Annotated in this window: 16 protein-coding genes; 9 read left to right on the top strand and 7 right to left on the bottom strand. The window is 51.6% G+C overall.

The window, feature by feature from the left end; genetic code table 11:
• Positions 1 to 115: 115 nt before the first annotated feature.
• Both GCU39_RS21115 and GCU39_RS21110 read left to right on the top strand, forming a co-directional pair.
• Complete coding sequence (locus GCU39_RS21115; protein ID WP_152395327.1) at positions 116 to 805, top strand: response regulator transcription factor; 690 nt, start codon at positions 116 to 118, stop codon at positions 803 to 805.
• Positions 769 to 2,259 carry a sensor histidine kinase gene (locus tag GCU39_RS21110; protein ID WP_227793289.1) on the top strand — a complete coding sequence of 497 codons (1,491 nt, stop codon included), beginning with the start codon at positions 769 to 771 and terminating at the stop codon, positions 2,257 to 2,259. The genes GCU39_RS21115 and GCU39_RS21110 overlap by 37 nt, the downstream gene beginning before the upstream one ends.
• Before the next feature lie 21 nt (positions 2,260 to 2,280).
• Here GCU39_RS21110 and GCU39_RS21105 read toward each other — a convergent pair whose 3' ends face one another.
• Positions 2,281 to 3,147, bottom strand: a complete 867-nt coding sequence (locus GCU39_RS21105) for a LysR family transcriptional regulator (RefSeq protein ID WP_152397363.1) — start codon at positions 3,145 to 3,147, stop codon at positions 2,281 to 2,283.
• Between the two features lie 122 nt (positions 3,148 to 3,269).
• On the opposite strand from GCU39_RS21105, the gene GCU39_RS21100 reads away from it, so the two are divergent.
• The 3 genes from GCU39_RS21100 (at position 3,270) to GCU39_RS21090 (ending at position 5,991) form a co-directional block, all read left to right on the top strand.
• Entirely contained in the window at positions 3,270 to 4,226 is a 957-nt protein-coding gene (locus GCU39_RS21100) for a DMT family transporter (protein ID WP_152395325.1), read from the top strand.
• A gap of 183 nt (positions 4,227 to 4,409) precedes the next feature.
• Positions 4,410 to 5,690 (top strand): ArsB/NhaD family transporter, encoded by a 1,281-nt coding sequence (locus tag GCU39_RS21095; protein ID WP_152395324.1) that lies wholly within the window; start codon positions 4,410 to 4,412, stop codon positions 5,688 to 5,690.
• A 19-nt stretch (positions 5,691 to 5,709) separates the two neighbouring features.
• The gene (locus GCU39_RS21090; protein ID WP_152395323.1) at positions 5,710 to 5,991 is read left to right on the top strand and encodes a hypothetical protein; all 282 of its coding nucleotides are present in this window, start codon (positions 5,710 to 5,712) and stop codon (positions 5,989 to 5,991) included.
• Between the two features lie 49 nt (positions 5,992 to 6,040).
• Here the strand turns inward: GCU39_RS21090 and GCU39_RS21085 are convergent, their stop codons facing one another.
• From GCU39_RS21085 to GCU39_RS21060, 6 genes are all read right to left on the bottom strand, one after another.
• The gene (locus GCU39_RS21085; RefSeq protein WP_152395322.1) at positions 6,041 to 6,766 is read right to left on the bottom strand and encodes a hypothetical protein; all 726 of its coding nucleotides are present in this window, start codon (positions 6,764 to 6,766) and stop codon (positions 6,041 to 6,043) included.
• Entirely contained in the window at positions 6,763 to 7,479 is a 717-nt protein-coding gene (locus GCU39_RS21080) for a fluoroquinolone export ABC transporter permease subunit (protein WP_152395321.1), read from the bottom strand. The genes GCU39_RS21085 and GCU39_RS21080 overlap by 4 nt, the downstream gene beginning before the upstream one ends.
• A complete protein-coding gene (locus tag GCU39_RS21075) occupies positions 7,476 to 8,330 on the bottom strand; it encodes an ABC transporter ATP-binding protein (protein WP_152395320.1) in 855 nt (284 codons plus the stop codon). Before GCU39_RS21075 ends, GCU39_RS21080 begins: the two co-directional genes overlap by 4 nt.
• 50 nt (positions 8,331 to 8,380) lie before the next feature.
• Positions 8,381 to 8,989: a TetR/AcrR family transcriptional regulator gene (locus GCU39_RS21070; protein ID WP_152395319.1), complete on the bottom strand. Its 609-nt coding sequence runs from the start codon at positions 8,987 to 8,989 to the stop codon at positions 8,381 to 8,383.
• A 163-nt stretch (positions 8,990 to 9,152) separates the two neighbouring features.
• Positions 9,153 to 10,121: a metallophosphoesterase family protein gene (locus GCU39_RS21065; protein ID WP_152395318.1), complete on the bottom strand. Its 969-nt coding sequence runs from the start codon at positions 10,119 to 10,121 to the stop codon at positions 9,153 to 9,155.
• Positions 10,121 to 11,758, bottom strand: a complete 1,638-nt coding sequence (locus GCU39_RS21060; protein WP_152395317.1) for a DUF4091 domain-containing protein — start codon at positions 11,756 to 11,758, stop codon at positions 10,121 to 10,123. The genes GCU39_RS21065 and GCU39_RS21060 overlap by 1 nt, the downstream gene beginning before the upstream one ends.
• Before the next feature lie 293 nt (positions 11,759 to 12,051).
• On the opposite strand from GCU39_RS21060, the gene GCU39_RS21055 reads away from it, so the two are divergent.
• From GCU39_RS21055 to GCU39_RS21040, 4 genes are all read left to right on the top strand, one after another.
• On the top strand, positions 12,052 to 13,032 hold the full coding sequence (locus GCU39_RS21055) for an ABC transporter permease (protein ID WP_152395316.1): 981 nt from the start codon (positions 12,052 to 12,054) through the stop codon (positions 13,030 to 13,032).
• A 20-nt stretch (positions 13,033 to 13,052) separates the two neighbouring features.
• Complete coding sequence (locus tag GCU39_RS21050; RefSeq protein ID WP_152395315.1) at positions 13,053 to 13,943, top strand: carbohydrate ABC transporter permease; 891 nt, start codon at positions 13,053 to 13,055, stop codon at positions 13,941 to 13,943.
• Between the two features lie 151 nt (positions 13,944 to 14,094).
• Positions 14,095 to 15,594, top strand: a complete 1,500-nt coding sequence (locus GCU39_RS21045; protein WP_152395314.1) for an ABC transporter substrate-binding protein — start codon at positions 14,095 to 14,097, stop codon at positions 15,592 to 15,594.
• Between the two features lie 145 nt (positions 15,595 to 15,739).
• Complete coding sequence (locus GCU39_RS21040; RefSeq protein ID WP_152395313.1) at positions 15,740 to 17,506, top strand: cache domain-containing sensor histidine kinase; 1,767 nt, start codon at positions 15,740 to 15,742, stop codon at positions 17,504 to 17,506.
• The last annotated feature ends 2 nt before the right edge of the window (positions 17,507 to 17,508 follow it).

Raw genomic sequence — 17,508 nt, 5'->3', positions numbered from 1 at the left:
ATCACTCCCCCTGTCGTGAACACTGCGCGTGTTACGGCTGGGGGATTTTTGGCACGCAAGCAGGTACAATGGGAGGATCACACGAGATTGATCGTTCAAGAAAGGATAACGTGAAATGAAGGGGAAAATATTAATCGCCGATGATGAGCGGGATATCGTCGCATTCATGTGCGATGCGTTGCAGGACGAAGGGTATGAGGTATCTGTCGCGTATGATGGCCAAGAGGTGTTCGATCAACTGCGGGAGATACCTGATCTGATCATTCTGGACGTGATGATGCCGCATCTGGATGGGCTGGAGGTATGTCAAGCGATACGCGACCGGGTCTCCTGCCCAATTCTGTTCTTAAGCGCACGCTCGAGCGAAGCCGATCGGATTCAAGGTCTCGCCGTCGGCGGCGATGATTATATCGTGAAACCATTCAGCATGCAGGAGCTCAAGGCAAGAATTCAGGCGCATCTGCGACGGGAGCAGCGGAGCCACCTTGACCATCAGCCGAAGCTGCTGCATCAAGGAGACCTGACGCTGGATTTGGACAGCCTGCAGCTATTCTATCGGAACCTTCCGATTCCGCTGACGAGTCGGGAATTCGAGTTGTTCAAGCTGCTCTTCATGCACCCGAATCAAGTCTTCTCACGAGAGCAAATTTATGAGAGAATCTGGGGGGTTGACGCCGAAGGAGACGCCGCAACGGTCACGGAACATATCAAAAATATTCGCGCGAAGCTCGTGCATGCGGCACCAGAGGAGACCTTCGTGACAACGGTATGGGGGGTAGGATACAAATTCGACAGGAAGAAGTAAAGGCAAATCGTAGACCCTTGCGCAGACAGTTCATGGGCGCATTTACCCTTGTCCTGCTCTATAGCTTCATCGGTTCGATGCTGGTATGGGGTGTAACGCTGTTTGTACTGATCCAGCAGACAGGCCATCGCATTCTCCCAGCCAATTATTATGAGCAGAAGATTCCTGAGATTCTAAGCTACGTTGACCAGCACCAGGACGCGTTGTTGTCTCCGCAGATGCAGGAGGCGCTGGAACGTATCATTCCGGTGAAAGGGATGCAGTATCAGGTCGTGAATCTGAGCGGGAACATCGTTTACGGCTGGAAAGGGCAGTCCTTCGTGAACGGCCCGGCAGATCTCGTGAGCAAGCTGAATCGAAATGAAAAGAGCGGGGGCAAGTATATCCATTACTACCCGATACTTGGTCGAGATAAGCAGTTGAAGGGAATGCTCGTGCTTCGATACAGTCTCAGCATGTCCGATAACAACCCGGGCAACGGGTTGGTCATTGCGCTTGTTCTAAGCAGCTTGATCGCGCCGTTTTTCTTCATCGTGTTGTTCTCCTTCCTATTCGCGCGAAGATTAGGGCGACGGCTCGAGCCATCGATTGCACGTATTATCGGGGGAGCACGGCGCATTCAGCAGAATGATCTGGATTTCTCTGTCGCGGGTGCGGGCGGTTCGAAGGAACTGGTCGAGCTATCGGATGCTTTTGAAGAGATGCGGATCGCACTGGAACAATCCTTGAAGCGGGAATGGAAGCTGGAGCAGGAGCGGAGAGATATGATCTCTGCGATTGCCCATGATCTGCGTACGCCGCTCACGATCATCCAAGGTCATGTGGACAATCTGATTGAGAGCGGGACGCGGCATCCGGAACGATTGGCGAAGTACTTGGTGACGATTCAGAACAGTACGCAGCGCGCAGACAAGATGCTTACGGAACTGTTGTTCCTGAACAAAATCGATACGCCGGATTTTACACTGCATTATCGGCTGACGGATGTACGGGCCTTCTGTGAAAGGAAGAAAGAAGAATATGAGCTGTTATGTCAGGAGAAAGGCATTGCATTTTATTTCTCCTACATGAACCGAAGGCAAGATCAAGAAACGCTATTGCAGCTGGATACAGCGCGGTTAGAGCAAGTGCTTGATAATGTGCTCACGAACAGTTTGCGCTTTACGCCAGCGGAGGGGAGTATCTCATGGTCGATTGACATCGAGGAGAAGCAGGTGATCCTCGAGCTGAAGGATACGGGGCCAGGCTTCCGTCCGCAAGATCTGCGGCGTATGTTCGATAAATTCTATTCCGGCGATTCATCACGCTCTCAGCCCCAAGGCCATTCCGGACTTGGGTTGTATACGGCGAAGCTGCTGGTGGAGAAGCACGGTGGACAGATCGAAGCCGGCAACCGCGCCGAAGGCGGCGCCCGCGTGATTATAACCGTGCCTGATCATGAAGCAAAAGCCTGAAGGAGCGCATCTCGCGCAGCTTCAGGCTTTTGGCTCTTTTGGCTGTAACAATGCTATGAATTTGTTAAAGGCGCTCGTCTTGAAATGGTCCCGCCGATACACGAATTGTACCGTCAAATGGCGGTAATGTTCCGGAAGCTGATGAGCTTGCAGCGTGCCTTCCATCTCATAGCGCCGGATGACGGACTGAGGGACGATCGTCGTGCCGAGCCCGGCGGCGACGCCGCCAAGAATCGCTTCCAAGGTGCCGAATTCCATGACTTCGGGAATGGGTAGCCCTTCTTCGCGCAGCCAGCTCTCCATCGTGCCGCGGTGATAACATCGGTCGTTGAAGAACAGCATCGGCTCGGACAATACTTCGCTGAGGTGGCTAGCGCCGGGTTCGGAGATGAGCACGAGCTCTTCCGAGAAGACAGGGATCTGTTCGAGCTCGGCATTAGGCAAAGGCCCGTTCACGAAGGCGCCGTCCAGCTCATAGCGGAGCACCTTCTCGACCAACTCATTCGTGATAGAGCTGAGCAGCGACAGCTTCACATCGGGATATTGCCTGCGGTAATTCAACATGATCGAAGGCAGATGGACCGCGGCTGTCGTCGTGATGGAGCCTAACTTCAAGGCGCCGTTCGGGATATCGTTATCCAGCATCTGCTTGTGTGCTGTATCGAGCAGCGAGAGAATCTTGTCCGCATGGCCCAGCAGCGTCTGGCCCGCCGCCGTCAAGATCATGCCGCGTTTGCTCCGATGGAAGAGGGATGTGTTCAACTCCTGCTCCAGCTGTTGGATGCGGGCTGTCACGTTCGACTGCACATACCCGAGCGCACTCGCGGCTTTCGTGATCGTGCCTTCGCGCGCCACCGCTTGAAATATTCGCAAATCTCCGCTTTCCATGGGCTTCATCGCTCCTTATCCATCAGAAAAAGTGATTTTTAACATCTTTTATTTTCATTTTACATGATGATTATTCGCTTGTAAAATCAAGAAAAATGATGGAACAGAAATGAGGAGCGTTGATGAATAAAGGAATGATAGCATGTTGTATTCTACTGACAACAGTGGTCGGCGGGTTGAATTATACGATGGCGAAGTTGGGTCTGCATGTCGCTTCTCCCTTCCTTCTGCTCGCGATCCGGTTCTTGGGTTCAGGTCTGCTCCTGATGCCCTTTGTCATTCGTCGAAAACATCCGCAGAGCGCGAAGCAATGGCTGCAAGTCGCCGGGGTCAGTCTCTTTCAGACAATTTTGGTCATGACGTTCATTTATTTGAGTCTGCATACGATTTCCGCGAGCACGTCGGCGATCCTATCGTCGACCAATCCGATCTGGACGATTTTATTCGCGTTTCTTTTCTTTCGATCGCGTTATCGCGCAGTGCAGTGGGCGGGCGTCGTCATCGGATTTATGGGCGTGGTCGTCACGCAGAACTTCAATATGCAGATGAATGAAGGGACAATCTATGCGCTGCTCGCCGGAATGTTCTGGGGCTTCGGCACGCTAGTCGCGTCCCGTTGGAGCCGGGCGATGGATACGTGGGTGTTAACGGCTTATCAGATGCTATTCGCAGGGATCGTGCTCCTGCTGGCGAGTATAACCTTGGAGCAGCCTTATCTTCACTTAGCGAGCAGCAGCGGCAATTCACTCGGACTCGTCTTGGCCGTGCTTATCTGGATGGTCTGCTTCAGCTCGATCTTTCAATTCTTGCCTTGGTTCTATGTGCTGAAGCATTACAGTGCTTCGAAGGCCAGCACGTTCATGTTTCTCGTACCGTTGTTCGGTGTCTTGTCGGGTGCGTTCATCTTAGGCGAGACGATTCATGGGTATGTGATTGCGGGTGGGCTCTGTACCGGCGTTGGCATTTATTTGGTGAATCGACCGGCGAAACGGGCGGCGGCGGATGTGCCGCTGATGACCGACCCAAGCGGCAAGATGCAAGCGAAGATTAACGGGGTGTATGGTTCATTCCGTGAATGACATAGAAGGAAAATCGCTGGATTTTCTTTACACGGATGAGGAAACCCTGTATATTTAATGTATCTAAAGACTTAAATTGCATACACGCATGTTCGGAGGAGCCTGTCATCAACAGGCTCTTTTTGTTTGCATAAATTGGTAAATTATGTAAACTATAAGCGTGGATAGGGGGAAAAAGGAGATATGGAACAACAAGCGATTTGGGCGATTGGGATCTTTCTAGTCATTTACGGACTCATCATTTCGGAGAAAATTCATCGAACGATTCTTGCGATGATCGGGGCTGTACTCATGGTCGCGCTCGGAATTGTGGATCAAGACACGGCGATCCATCATATTGATTTTAACACGCTTGGATTGCTCGTCGGGATGATGATCATTGTAGGGATTACGGCGAAGACGGGATTATTCAAGTACATTGCGCTCAAGGCGGCCAAGATTGCCAAAGGGAAGCCGAGACGTATCATGATCGCGCTCGTCGTGATTACGGCTGTGAGCTCGGCATTTCTCGATAATGTCACGACCGTATTGCTCATGGTGCCGGTGACGCTTAGCATAACGAGACAGCTTCGGATTAATCCGATCCCGTTCCTTATTACACAGATTATTGCATCGAACGTGGGCGGTACAGCCACGCTGATCGGGGATCCGCCGAACATCATGATCGGGAGTGCGGTGAAGGAGTTAACCTTCGTCTCCTTTATCAGTAATTTGGCTCCGATTGCCATCATTATTCTAATCGCATACTTGCCGCTATTCCTCTGGATGTTCGGGAAGAAAATTCAATCGACGCCGGAGCTGCAGCAGCGCATTATGGAGATGGATGAGCATACGATGATTACGGATCGGAAGCTGCTCTACAAATGTCTGACGGTGCTCGGGCTGACGATTATCGGATTCTTCCTGCACCAGCTCATTCATCTGGAGTCGGCGACGGTTGCGCTCGCTGGGGCTTTCCTGCTCCTGCTGCTGACGGGCGAGCATATGCTCGAAGAAGCCTTGCAACATGTGGAATGGACGACGCTCTTTTTCTTCATCGGTCTGTTCGTGCTCGTATCAGGGCTGGTCGAGACGGGTGTGATCGCGAAGCTCGCAGAGCAAGCGATTGAGCTGACGGGCGGAGATCCGCTGCTGACCTCGATGTTGATCTTATGGCTTAGCGCCATTGCGTCGGCGTTCCTCGACAATATCCCGTTCGTCGCCACGATGATTCCGTTGATTCAAGAGATGAGCGCGATGGGGATGGCGAACTTGGAGCCGTTGTGGTGGAGCCTTGCGCTTGGAGCGTGTCTCGGCGGCAACGGAACATTGATCGGGGCCAGCGCCAACCTGATCGTCGCGGGGCTCGCAGGCAAGGAAGGTTATCCGATCTCCTTCATGAAATATTTGAAGATCGGCTTTCCGCTGATGCTTATCTCTATCGTGCTGTCGAGCATTTACATTTATGTTAGGTATCTTATGTAGTCGAAAGGATGGGTTCGATATGTTAACTTACACGTACGATCGGGCGATCATCGAGATTCACGAGAGCGCCAATGAGCAGGACACGGAATTCCGCATACGCGCCTTGGGAGGCGAAGCGATCGATGCGGCGGTCCGGCGGGTTCAACAGCGTTTCGAGCAAAATGCGATATTAAGCGATGTGTATTCTTACGTGTACAAAAATCACGAGTACCAATTCATTGTGCGGCAGGACTTCTATGAGGAGTTTATCTTGGCGATGATGAGATACCGATTATTGCTACGCGTGCAATGGGATAACTAGACAGACGACCGCTCCTGAGGTGACAGGAGCGGTCGTTTTCGGTGTTAAGCTAATCGATTCTTCGCAGGAAGACGCGTACTAAGCTGCGTAGAAGAATCAGATGCAGCCCAAGCCCAATCGCGAATAGGATGGCGGCGCGAACCGGCTCGCCGTTCAGGTCGGCAAGAAACGCCTTGGCGGGCCAGAAGGTCGGCAGCCATGCTGCTGCGTACTGCCAAGGGAGCGGGACGAAGCTCGCGATGACTGGTCCAGCGAATAACAAGCCGCATAGCTTGGAGAGCGCAAGGCCCTCCACCTTGTTCGAAGCGAAGGCGGCGAGGAACAGCGTGATGCACGGCGCTTCCAGCGTCAGCAGGATCAAGGCGAATAAACTGCCCCATCCAAAGCTTGCGAGCCCGGCGAACAAGTAGAAGGATGCTGTCAGCGCGAAGGCTAATAGACACGGCAGAACTAAGCGATAGATGAAGTAGCCTTGGCGGGCGAGCGGCGTCACGGCATAGTAACTGATCATGTTCTTGTCCCGTTCATCGAGCATCAGCAGGCCGGCCATCGTCCCAGGCAAGAGCGGGATCGCGATGACCAGGAATGTTGCGATGAAAGGGGTATAGTCCGCAAGCCGAAATCCATACTGCTGCTCGATCCACGCCGATAACGGGAAAAATCCGAGTCGTGCGAAGATAATCACGAAGAGGGGACCGAACAAGCTGGCCAACAGCATCGGGTCTTTGAACGTCTGCCGTGTATCTTGTGCAAGCAGCGGAACATAGTTCCTCATCGCCGATCCCTCCGATCCACGTCGATTCTGCCTAATATTCGGCGTTCAAAAGATCGCTGCGCGAAGAGAAAGGCAATCCCATTCCACAAGGTCAAAATGGCCACGGCGTAGATGATCTCCCGCCATGACAGCGTTCTGATCGCGGACTCCAGGAGCAGCAGCGAGCCGTGCGTCGGAAAGATCAGGTATAAGCTCTCTCGTCCGATCCCGAAGAAGTAGAGCAGCGGCAAGGCGAACGGGAGCGCATAGACCTGTGAGAGCAAGACGAATCCGTTAATGGATCGCGCCCGCGTGACGACGCCGATGGACAGGAAAGTGAAGAAGCTGGATGAGAGCATCACGCTGAGCGAGAATAGGATCGGCGACGCCGGCACACCGAGGGAGAAGCCGTGGATGACCCATGCCGCACAGGTCGATAAGACCCCGATGGACATTGCCTTCGCGAGCAAATATTCCGGAACCCGCAGCGGGGTAGCGAAGAGCTGATCGTGCACAGCCTGATCTTTCTCCAGCAGAATGATACCCCCAGCCAGAATCAAGCCGACTGCGCTCGGATCCGAGAAGGTGAGCAGGATGGCAATCGATGCTTGAACATCCGTAGGGACGAAATGCAGCAGTAGGAGATAGAGCAGGCAGACGAGGAGGTAGACGCCATAGAAGCCGTGCCGCCATTGGAATCGAAGATCATGTGCGAATGCGCTGCCCCATCTCATACGAGCGTCCTCCCTGTCACGTCAATGAAAATCTGATCTAGCGTCGCTTCCATCGAATGCAGCGTCTCAATCGGATGCTGCTGGATGAGCTGTAGGAATCGTTCATTCTGCCCGAGATGATGGGTAGGGAATTCCTCCACCAGCTTCTCATCCGATCGCGTATATTCGAGCCTCACGCGCTGCTGCCCATAATGAAGCTTCAAGGCTCTAGGGGAGTCGATGAGTGGAATCTGACCGTCTACGAGAAAGGCGACCCGGTCGCAGAGCTCCTCCGCCGCATGCATGTTATGCGTGGTGATCAATACCGTCGTTCCTGCTGCTTTTTGCGCTAAGATCAGGTCCTTCATAATCTTCGCATTGAGCGGATCAAGCCCCGAAGTCGGTTCATCGAGGAAGAGGATATCTGGACGGTGAAGAATAGCGCGGCAGAAGTTTAGCCGCATTTTCATGCCTTTCGAGAATTGCGACACTTTCATCTGGGCGGCCTGATCGAGCCCGACTTGGCGCAGCAGATCCATCGGGTTATCTTTGGGTTTGCGGTATAACGATTGGAACAGCTTCAAATTCTCCAGCGCTGTGAATTTGCTATAGAAATTCGGGAACTCGAACGCGACGCCGATCCGTTCATAGTAGTCCGGTCCGAGATCGCGTATTTCCTGCCCTTCGATGCGAACGCTCCCGGTATAGTTGCGAAGCGCGCCGATCAAAATTTTCTGCGTGGTGCTCTTGCCGGCGCCGGATGGGCCCAGGAACCCGAAAATTTCGCCGCGGGCAATTGAGAAATCAATGCCTTGCAGCGTTCGTCTCGAGGTCCCGGGGTAAACATAGGCTAATCGTTCAACGTCAATCATGTTCTAATCCGTCCTTTCTGAGCCGCCAAATATGGCTGAGCTATTCAGCGTTACTTCGCGCTTCTCGCGACCATGCCTTCCGCTAATACATTGACGAGCAGCTCGATCGTCGGGGCGTAGTTGTCCTCGCCGATCTCTTTTTTATGCAGCGATAGCAGGACGATCGCGCGGAACATGCTCACGATCAGCTCCGGTTTCACGTCCGCAAGAATCCCGTTCTCCTGCCATTGCCGCACAACCGGCATCATCGCATCTTGGTCATCGCGATAGTTCTGCTCGAGCAGGGCCGGGGGCAGCTTTCGGATCAGGTACTCGAACTCCCCTTCGAGGTACATTTGGCGAATGAGCGGGTTCTCGCTCATCAAGTGGAAGCCGTCTAATATGAAACCTGCGATACTCGTCTTGGTCACGGCTGAATCGTCATTCGAGCGAAGCAGCTGCTCCCGGATGGTAGCTTCCTCCTGCAGCAGGATCTCGTAGCAGAGCTCTTCCTTGGATGCGTAGAATAGGTAGAAGGAGCCTTGTGCGATGCCGGCGGCTTTCGTTAAGTCCTCGACGCTCGTCTTCCGAAGGCCGAAAGTCTGGAAGCTGTTCCTTGCTGCTGCAAGCAGCTTCTGGCGGATTTGTTCTTTCTCTTGGTCATTGAATTTCTTAGGCATGGGGGGGTGTTCGCTCCTCAATTTATGATTCTGTGAATAATTTTATTTTTCATTCATAAACAGATCATAGAGCGGCTGGATGGAATTGTCAAGCCATGGATTCATCAAAAAAGGGGCGATCTCGATCGCCCCTTGATTCGGTCTTGTGCATGGATCTGGCCCCTTAGCCGGGCTGCCGTCCCACCGGTGCCTTTCGGCCTTCCGGCTGGTGCGCCGGCTGTTCGCGAACGATCGAACTGTCCTCGAGATGCAGCCACGTATCGAATGTACGCTCGCTGACCGTCAGTTGGATCACCCGAGCCCCCGTCAGGAACGGTTGATCCAGGTAGGCGTTACGTGAAGTCCGGCCATAGCAGAGTCGGATACCGTGCAGCGTCCCCCAGAAATCATTGGCATGATCATGGCCGACGAATGTGCCCATGATATCGCCCATCTCGATCATCGCGGCGAAGAAGCCTGTATTGATCCATGGTGCGCAGATATGATTGTCGAGCTTCTGGCCGTAGCATACCGTGAAATCCCACACATCATTGTACTCCGGGAGCGGGATATGGAAGAAGCCGAGCGACGGCAGCGGCTCGCCTCCGTTCTGCGCTGTTAAGCGATACGATTCGCGCGTATACCATTCGATCTGACTGCGGCGAATCCAATCGTAGAAGCCGAGACGCGAGTACTCGAGCGGCGAATAGCTGCCAGAATCGAGGAAGTAGAGCGCCGCCGAAGGCTGGTGCGAAGCGTCGTGTATTGTCAGGACGTAATTGCCGACGCCGTGCACGTTCGTCGGATCCGGCTTGGCGTAACAATGCGGATATGTTAACTGGAGCGCATGGAGCTGCTCCCGCGTCACGTTCGCGGCTTCGGAGTCGTGGTTGCCGAACACGGCCGCCCACGGGATCTCCATCGCTTCGGGGATGGCGGCTGCGCTGCGGAAAGCCTCAGCAACATCGCGGCATCCGCCGCTTGCAATCACATCCCCGGTATAGACGACGAGATCCGGCTTCTCATCCGCCAGCACCCGCCGCATCATTGCTTCCATCTTGATCTCGTCGTCTCCACCGTTGCAGAATTCGGTATCGGTGAACTGTACGATTTTGAACGACCCATCTTCACGGAAATGAAGTTGTTTACGCATTAGATCGATTCCTCCACGATCGAAGTTTGCTGCGCATAAGCTGACAAGCTCATCAGAAGTCTGCGGTAGGCTTCGTCAAATACGTTCATATCCGTATTCACGTTCGTGAAGCTGGTCATGCAGGTGCTCAGAATCTCATCCGCCGCGTCGCGGTCGTAAGCCGCGAGCTGCTGGAACAATTCATAGTCTTCGATCCCCGCCCGCATCGCTTCAAGCCGCATGCTGAGCAGCGGGCCGTCGGCGCCTGGATAGACGATATGCGTATCGCCGGCTGGAACACGCCGCGAATGGACGCTCGGGGCGAGGAATGGGCACGTTAATTCATAAGGATCCTGCTCGCCCAAATATTGATTGAAGCCCCAATGAAGATAACCCGTGAGACCATATTTGTAATTGCCCCAGTGCAGATAGCGCGTCTTCAGGAGATGCAAATCCATGAAGCGATTCAGATAGTTGCCGCCGGGATTCCAGCAAGTATAGAACCAGACGGTATCGCCAAGCTGCTGCATCCGTTCGAAGTGCTCACGGTGCTTATCGAACCCTTCGTTCGTCGGGACCCAGATATCCATCGAGCCTTCGATTGCTGGATAGATCATCGCTTCGATCAGCGGCACGCCCGGCATGAATTTACGTACGATGCCTGATAGAATGCGGAAGTCCGCAGCGGACTCTTCGATTGGCTCATCCGCGATATGTTGGATGGTGATCGTCAGCCAGCCATTCATGCTTAAGAACTGATGCCATGCCGGGAGGAACTGAGCTAGGAAAGCGAACCCTTCGGTGCCCGTCGCATCGATCTTGTTATCATAGGATAAGACGAAGTTCGGTGCGTTCCAGTCCGTACGACCCGCGACATGACCGCCTTCGATGCCCGTGAATCCAAGCGCTAGGAACATCCGAATCAGCCGCTCCGCCCGCGAGAAGTCGAACGTATATTGTCCATCCGCACCCGCCTGAACCTGAATGAATTCAAGGCCCACGAGGAAGTGGGTCTGCTTCGCTCTGCGCATCGCTTCGCCATACTTGCGGACCATCGCCCAGAATGGCTCGGACCACATCTCAAGCTGATGCCGCTTTGCGACATTCTGGATCGACATCCAATTCGTCGTCGCGAGGGCGGCTTGTTCCGGCACGGTAGCATGAACGACCTGGATCGATACCGGTATCGTGAACGATGTCTCACCAACCCACAGCTCGAATACGCCTGCATAATCCCCAGGCGTCATGGCGATAGGGATGTCCCAGCTTACATACAGTGCTTCCGTCGTTGAACGGGAGGGGTAAGCCGGTCCGACGGGCTGCAACGCATCATAGACGCGGAAAGGCGCAAGCCGAGTCGCGTAATCCGCCGGTGTGCCTAGCGGCACGGTTGAGACATCGGGACCGGTGTTCTCGTTCACGAGGACATCGATCATTTGATAGACTTCTGCTTGCAGATCGCTCGTAGCAGTCTTGGAGCGATAGCTCCAACGGATCTCGGACGGATTTGGCACGTGATTCACGAGAATCTGGCAGCCGATACGACTTCCACGCGCGGCAATCAGGGAGATAATGCACGCACCGTCGCCGGATACTTCGCTATCCGAGAATAACCATTCGTTTGCACTTACTACTTGATAATTAACGTTGCTGACCATCGCTATCGGCCTCCTTCACCAGTTACCATTTTGTTCAAGAACATGCGATTCACTAGACATGATTGCATCGTTCACATCCTCCTTGTACGTTGTCGTGCATTACCTTTATATGGATATATCCTATTTCGCCTATAGCATAATGAGTCATGTAATCGCTGTCAACCGAACAATCGACGATGGTGACAAGATGTCACCATTGTTGCAAAAGGAAGTCACCATTCTAGTGGTGAGCAGGTCCGCCTCAGGATTACAATGACGATGTAAACGATTGAGACGAGCGAAAGGGTGAGGTCATGAAAGCTGCAGAGACGGCTCCGTTACTGAACAAGTCAGCACACCAAGCGGTGGCTAAGAAGCAAAGTCAATTCATCAGAAGCCTCAAGAAATACAAATTGCTGTTGCTAATGACGCTCCCAGGAGTTGTGTATTTATTCATCAATAACTATATTCCGATGTATGGCGTCATCCTCGCATTCAAGGACTTGAATTATGCGAAGGGTATTTGGGGGAGTGATTGGGTAGGACTCGATAACTTCAAATTTTTATTCAATTCGGATACGGCTTATGTCATTACGAGGAATACATTCCTGTACAACTTTGCCTTTATCATCTTGAATTTGGTCCTCGCATTATTCGTGGCGTTGACGATTAACGAGATTAAGGATAAAGTCATCTCCCGGTTCTATCAGAGTACGTTCCTGCTGCCGCATATCATCTCGATGGTTGTGGTTGCCTACTTGGTCTACAGCTTCTTGAACGCAGAGAGCGGCCTTGTGAACAGATTACTTGCCAAGTGGTTCCATGTTGATCCTATATCTTGGTATAGCGAGGCAGGCTACTGGCCGTACATCCTCATCATTGTGAATGCGTGGAAAAATGTAGGCTATCTTTCGATTATTTATTTCGCTTCGATCATCGGGATCGACAAGGAATTCTATGAAGCCGCGACGATTGACGGCGCGAGCAAATGGAAGCAGATGACACGCATCACGCTGCCGCTGATCGCACCGATTATTACGACGATGACATTGCTCTCCGTCAGCGGGATCTTACGTTCCGACTTCGGGCTCTTCTACCAAGTGCCGATGAATACGGGCGCACTGATTCCGACGACGAATACGATCGATACGTTCGTGTACCGGGCGATGGTCAGCTCGGGCGACATCGGCATGTCGGCTGCAGCCGGATTCTATCAATCGGCAGCCTGCTTCGTCTTAATCCTAGTAGCGAATTGGGCAGTTCGGCGGATCAATAAACAGGATGCATTATTCTAGAAGAAGGGACGAGATCAATCATGCAGCGGAAAAATATACTGAACACTTCAATGATTCATCTGTTCTTCTGGATCTTTACGATTGTGTCGTTAGTTCCTTTTGCCTTAATATTCATGGTGTCCATTACAGATGAAGATTCCATCGCGGCGAATGGCTACTCGCTATTTCCGAACAAAATAAGCTTTGCCGCCTATTCGTTCCTTTTCAACGATTTCTCGGAGATTGCGCGGGCGTACGGGGTTACGATTATCGCAACAGTGGTTGGAACAACCGTAAGCTTGCTGATTACAGCACTATTTGCCTATCCGTTGTCTAGACAGGGACTTCCGTTCCGCCGGACATTGTCCTTTTACATTTTCTTCACGATGTTATTCAGCGGCGGTATGGTACCTTGGTATATGACTTATGTGAATATGTTCGACATGAAAAACACATTGATATCGATGATCGTGCCGAATCTCTTGCTCAGTGCCTTCAACGTGCTGCTCATGCGAAGCTTCTTCGCCAATTCGATCCCGGAATCGGTCATTGAGTCCGCAACCATCGATGGGGCGAGCGAGATCAAGATTTTCTTCAAAATCGTCGTACCGCTCTCGCTGCCGATTATGGCGACGATTGGATTGTTCAATACGCTGTCGTATTGGAACGATTGGTATAATTGTATGCTCTTCATCGATAAGGCGGAGCTCTACAATATTCAATATCTCATGACGAAGACGCTCACGAACATTCAGTATCTGATTATGAAGTCGAGCAGTTCGGCCCAAGCAGGAGACTTACTCGCCAAGATGCCGCGGGAAACCGTTCGAATGGCACTTGCGATCGTGGGGATTGCCCCCTTACTATTTGCGTACCCGTTCTTCCAGAAATACTATATCAGCGGCATAACGAGTGGTGCTGTCAAAGGATAAGAGACAGGCATATCGTATGCGTCATGCGCTGAAAGGAGGGGAGGGTGCGTAGCGTAGATCATGCGCTAGGGGCTTGATACGACAATAGGAAATGCGAACAGGTTTCGAGATGTGCTATGGAAATGATCAGATGAGAGGGGATTCATAAGCTATGAAGAAATCTTTTAAAATCGCGATGTTAGTCATGTTAGCGAGTATGGTTGCTCTTGCAGGCTGCGGTGCCAAAGGGTCTGATGAGAAGGCAGCATCGGGAGGCACTACGGAAGACGGGAAGCTAAAACCTTATAAAATTACGCTCGTGTACCCAGGTACGGCTCAGAAGGATCTGGCGGTGGTACAAGAGGAAATGAGCAAATATTTGACTGAGAAAATTAATGCAACGATCGAGCTGAAGCCGATTGAATGGGGTTCATGGGACGACAAGACGAACCTGATGAAAATCTCCAATGAGCCGTTCGACTTGATGTTTACGGCAAGCTGGTACTACTATCCGCGGGATGCCGCGAAAGGCCAATATCTAGAGCTGGATGATCTGATGAATCAATACGGCAAAGATATTCCAGGCGTACTCGGCGAGGATTTCATCAAAGGATCACGTATTGGCGGTAAATTGTTCGCATTGCCAACGAAGAAAGAATTTGGACAAGGCTTCGGACTCTTGCTCAGTAAGAAACTGGTCGACAAATATAAGTTCGATGTGAGCGGCATTAAATCGATCGAAGAAGTCGAGAAGATGCTGGGCACGATCAAAGCGAATGAGCCAGGGGTAACGCCGATCATCAGCCGGAAGTTCACGAACATCTGGGAAGCGGCGAACTACGACAATATTATTGCGAACCTCGCTGTAGCACGCGGCAGCAAGGAGATCAAAGCGATTGACAAGTTGGAAGATCCAAAATTTATCGAGTTCTACAAACGGATGAACACATGGTCTAAAAATGGTTGGTTCGACAAGGATATTCTGACTTCCGATACGGATCAAGCGATGAACATGATTAAAGCGGGCAAAGGTTTTGCCACGGCATCCTCGCTCAAACCAGGTAAAGATAAAGAGATGAGTTTGACGTCTGGCGTAGAAGTGGTGCAAATGGAGACGGCAGTTCCATTCACGACGACTGGGGATGCGCAGGGCGCAATGTTAGGAATTTCCCGTACGTCGGAGGATCCGGCTCGCGCGATGATGTTCCTGAACCTGCTCTATACCGATAAGAAGCTCCTGAACATGCTCGATTGGGGTGTGGAAGGCAAGCACTATGTGAAGAAGTCTGAGGATGTCATCGATTTCCCAGAAGGCGTCACGGCTGATACACAAACATACCCAAGCCCAGGCGGCTGGATGTTCGGGAACCAATTCAACTCGTATCTCTGGGCGAACGAAGATCCGCAGAAATGGGAGCAATTCCAGAAGTTCAATGACAGCTCCGAGCGTTCCGTTATTCTAGGCTTTGCGTTCAATCAAGAGCCTGTCAAAGCTGAGATGGCCGCGATCGAGAACGTCAACAAGGAGTTCGAGGCATCGTTAGGAACGGGTGCGGTGGATGCGGAGAAGACGATTGCGAAATGGAAAGAAAAACGCAATGCGGCTGGATTTGACAAAGTCAAAGCCGAGGTCGACAAGCAGTTGCAGGAATGGGCTGCTGCGCAAAAATAACGACATGCAATAACCATACAGGGAATCCTTCTTGGTACGCTGATTAAGTGTGCCCAAGAGGGATTCCTTATGTGCTATCATCAGATTATAACCGTTGGCTTGTCATCAGGAATGTAATTCTCATCACCGTTGATGGAGGAATGTTATGCGTATGCGCCATTCGCTTCGATTTAAGTTGATTATCGGCTTTGTGACCCTCGCGATCCCGCTGATGGTGCTGTTGCTCTACAACAACTTCTATGCATCCAATACGGTAAGGGAGCAGGTTGCCGAATCGAATAAGAATATGATTATTCTCTATTCGAACCAGATTCAAACGGCATTGAACCGGGAGGTGAATCTGCTCTATAACCTCGCGATTGAAGATCCGAATATTATCGCGCTGCCGCGGTCGATTCACGATCCGGATGAATATTACCTCAATAAAGGGCGTATTCTGAACCTTTTGAATCGTGACCATCGGTTCAATAGCGGCGTTGACTTCCAGTTCATCTATACGGTTCGCAATCGGGATTTCTTCAATACCTTGATGAAGACGACCAGTTATGAAGAAATGGAAGCGCTGCAATCGACATTGACGCGGCTGCTGCATGAGGCGGAGCCCAATAGTTCTTATTTTCGCGAGTGGAAAGTGATCCCGGTGCTCGATGAATATGCGCTGGTGCGATTCGTCGATACGGGATCGGGTGTCTATCTTGGGGCTTGCGTCCGATTACGGAACCTAATGATTCCGCTCGATTTCATTGGTCTTGGACAAGAGGGGTTCTCGGCATTCGTGACGGAACAGGGCGATATCATGACGAATAAAGAGGGGATTCAGCAAGCGAAGCTTGATGCCTCGTTCATGGCTGGGGTGAACGATACCTATCAAAGGTTCCAGCTGCAGCAAGAGGACTATATCGTCGTCAGCAATCCGATCAAGGACACAGAATTGATGCTAAGCGCCTTTATTCCGGAAGAGAAGCTCTTGCAGAAATTAACGAAGTTCCGCAGTTTTATTTTCATCATCCCGATCCTAGCAGGCATCCTATTAATTTTTTATTTGATTTATCTTAATGACATCATGCTGAAGCCGATGAACAACCTGATCCGCGGGATGCGCAAGATTAAGCAAGGCGAATGGTCCTTCCGTCTGCATAATCCAAAGACAAGGGAGTTCACGATTATCAATGAGGCGTATAACGAGATGGCGTCCGAAATTCAGACATTGAAAATTAACGTCTATGAAGAACAAATTAAGGCGCACAAGGCCGAATTGAAGCATCTGCAGCTCCAGATCAATCCGCATTTCCTGCTGAATTCTATCAATATCGTCTATAACTTGGTCGAGATTAAGAACTATAAACTGATTCAGGTGATGTGCGTAAACTTGGTGAAATATTTCCGGTTCGCGACGAAGACGAATCAGATCGTCGTAACGATCGCCGAGGAAATGGAGCATATGGAGAGCTATATTCGGATTCAGCAGCTGCGTTTTCCGGAGCGTGTGACGTATTCCTATCGTATTGCGGAGGGGCTGGAGAGAGCCTGTATTCCGCCGCTGCTCATTCAACCTTTTATCGAGAATTCTATTAAATACGGATTTGACTTTATGGATCGTCCATTTCATATGGAGATTCGCATTGCTCCCATCTCTGAGCCGGATTTCTATGAGGTCGTGATTGTAGACAATGGGAGCGGGTTCCCGGAAGATGTGCTTGAAGCGCTTCAGAACGGGAGTTATTTCACGCAGCCGCAGGATGAGCATCTGGGCATCTGGAATGTGCATCATCGGTTGAAGCATATTTTCGGGCAAGATGCCGTGCTTGCGTTCTCAAATGAGCCGGGTGCGGGGGCGAAGGTTAGACTTGTGCTTCCTTACCGCACATTGGAGCAATTCAGTACGTACGATGGTAGACCTTGGGAGGGGTAAAG

This window comes from Paenibacillus guangzhouensis (assembly GCF_009363075.1).
Lineage (GTDB): Bacteria > Bacillota > Bacilli > Paenibacillales > Paenibacillaceae > Paenibacillus_K > Paenibacillus_K guangzhouensis.
This window is presented reverse-complemented; position numbering and strand designations above follow the sequence as displayed.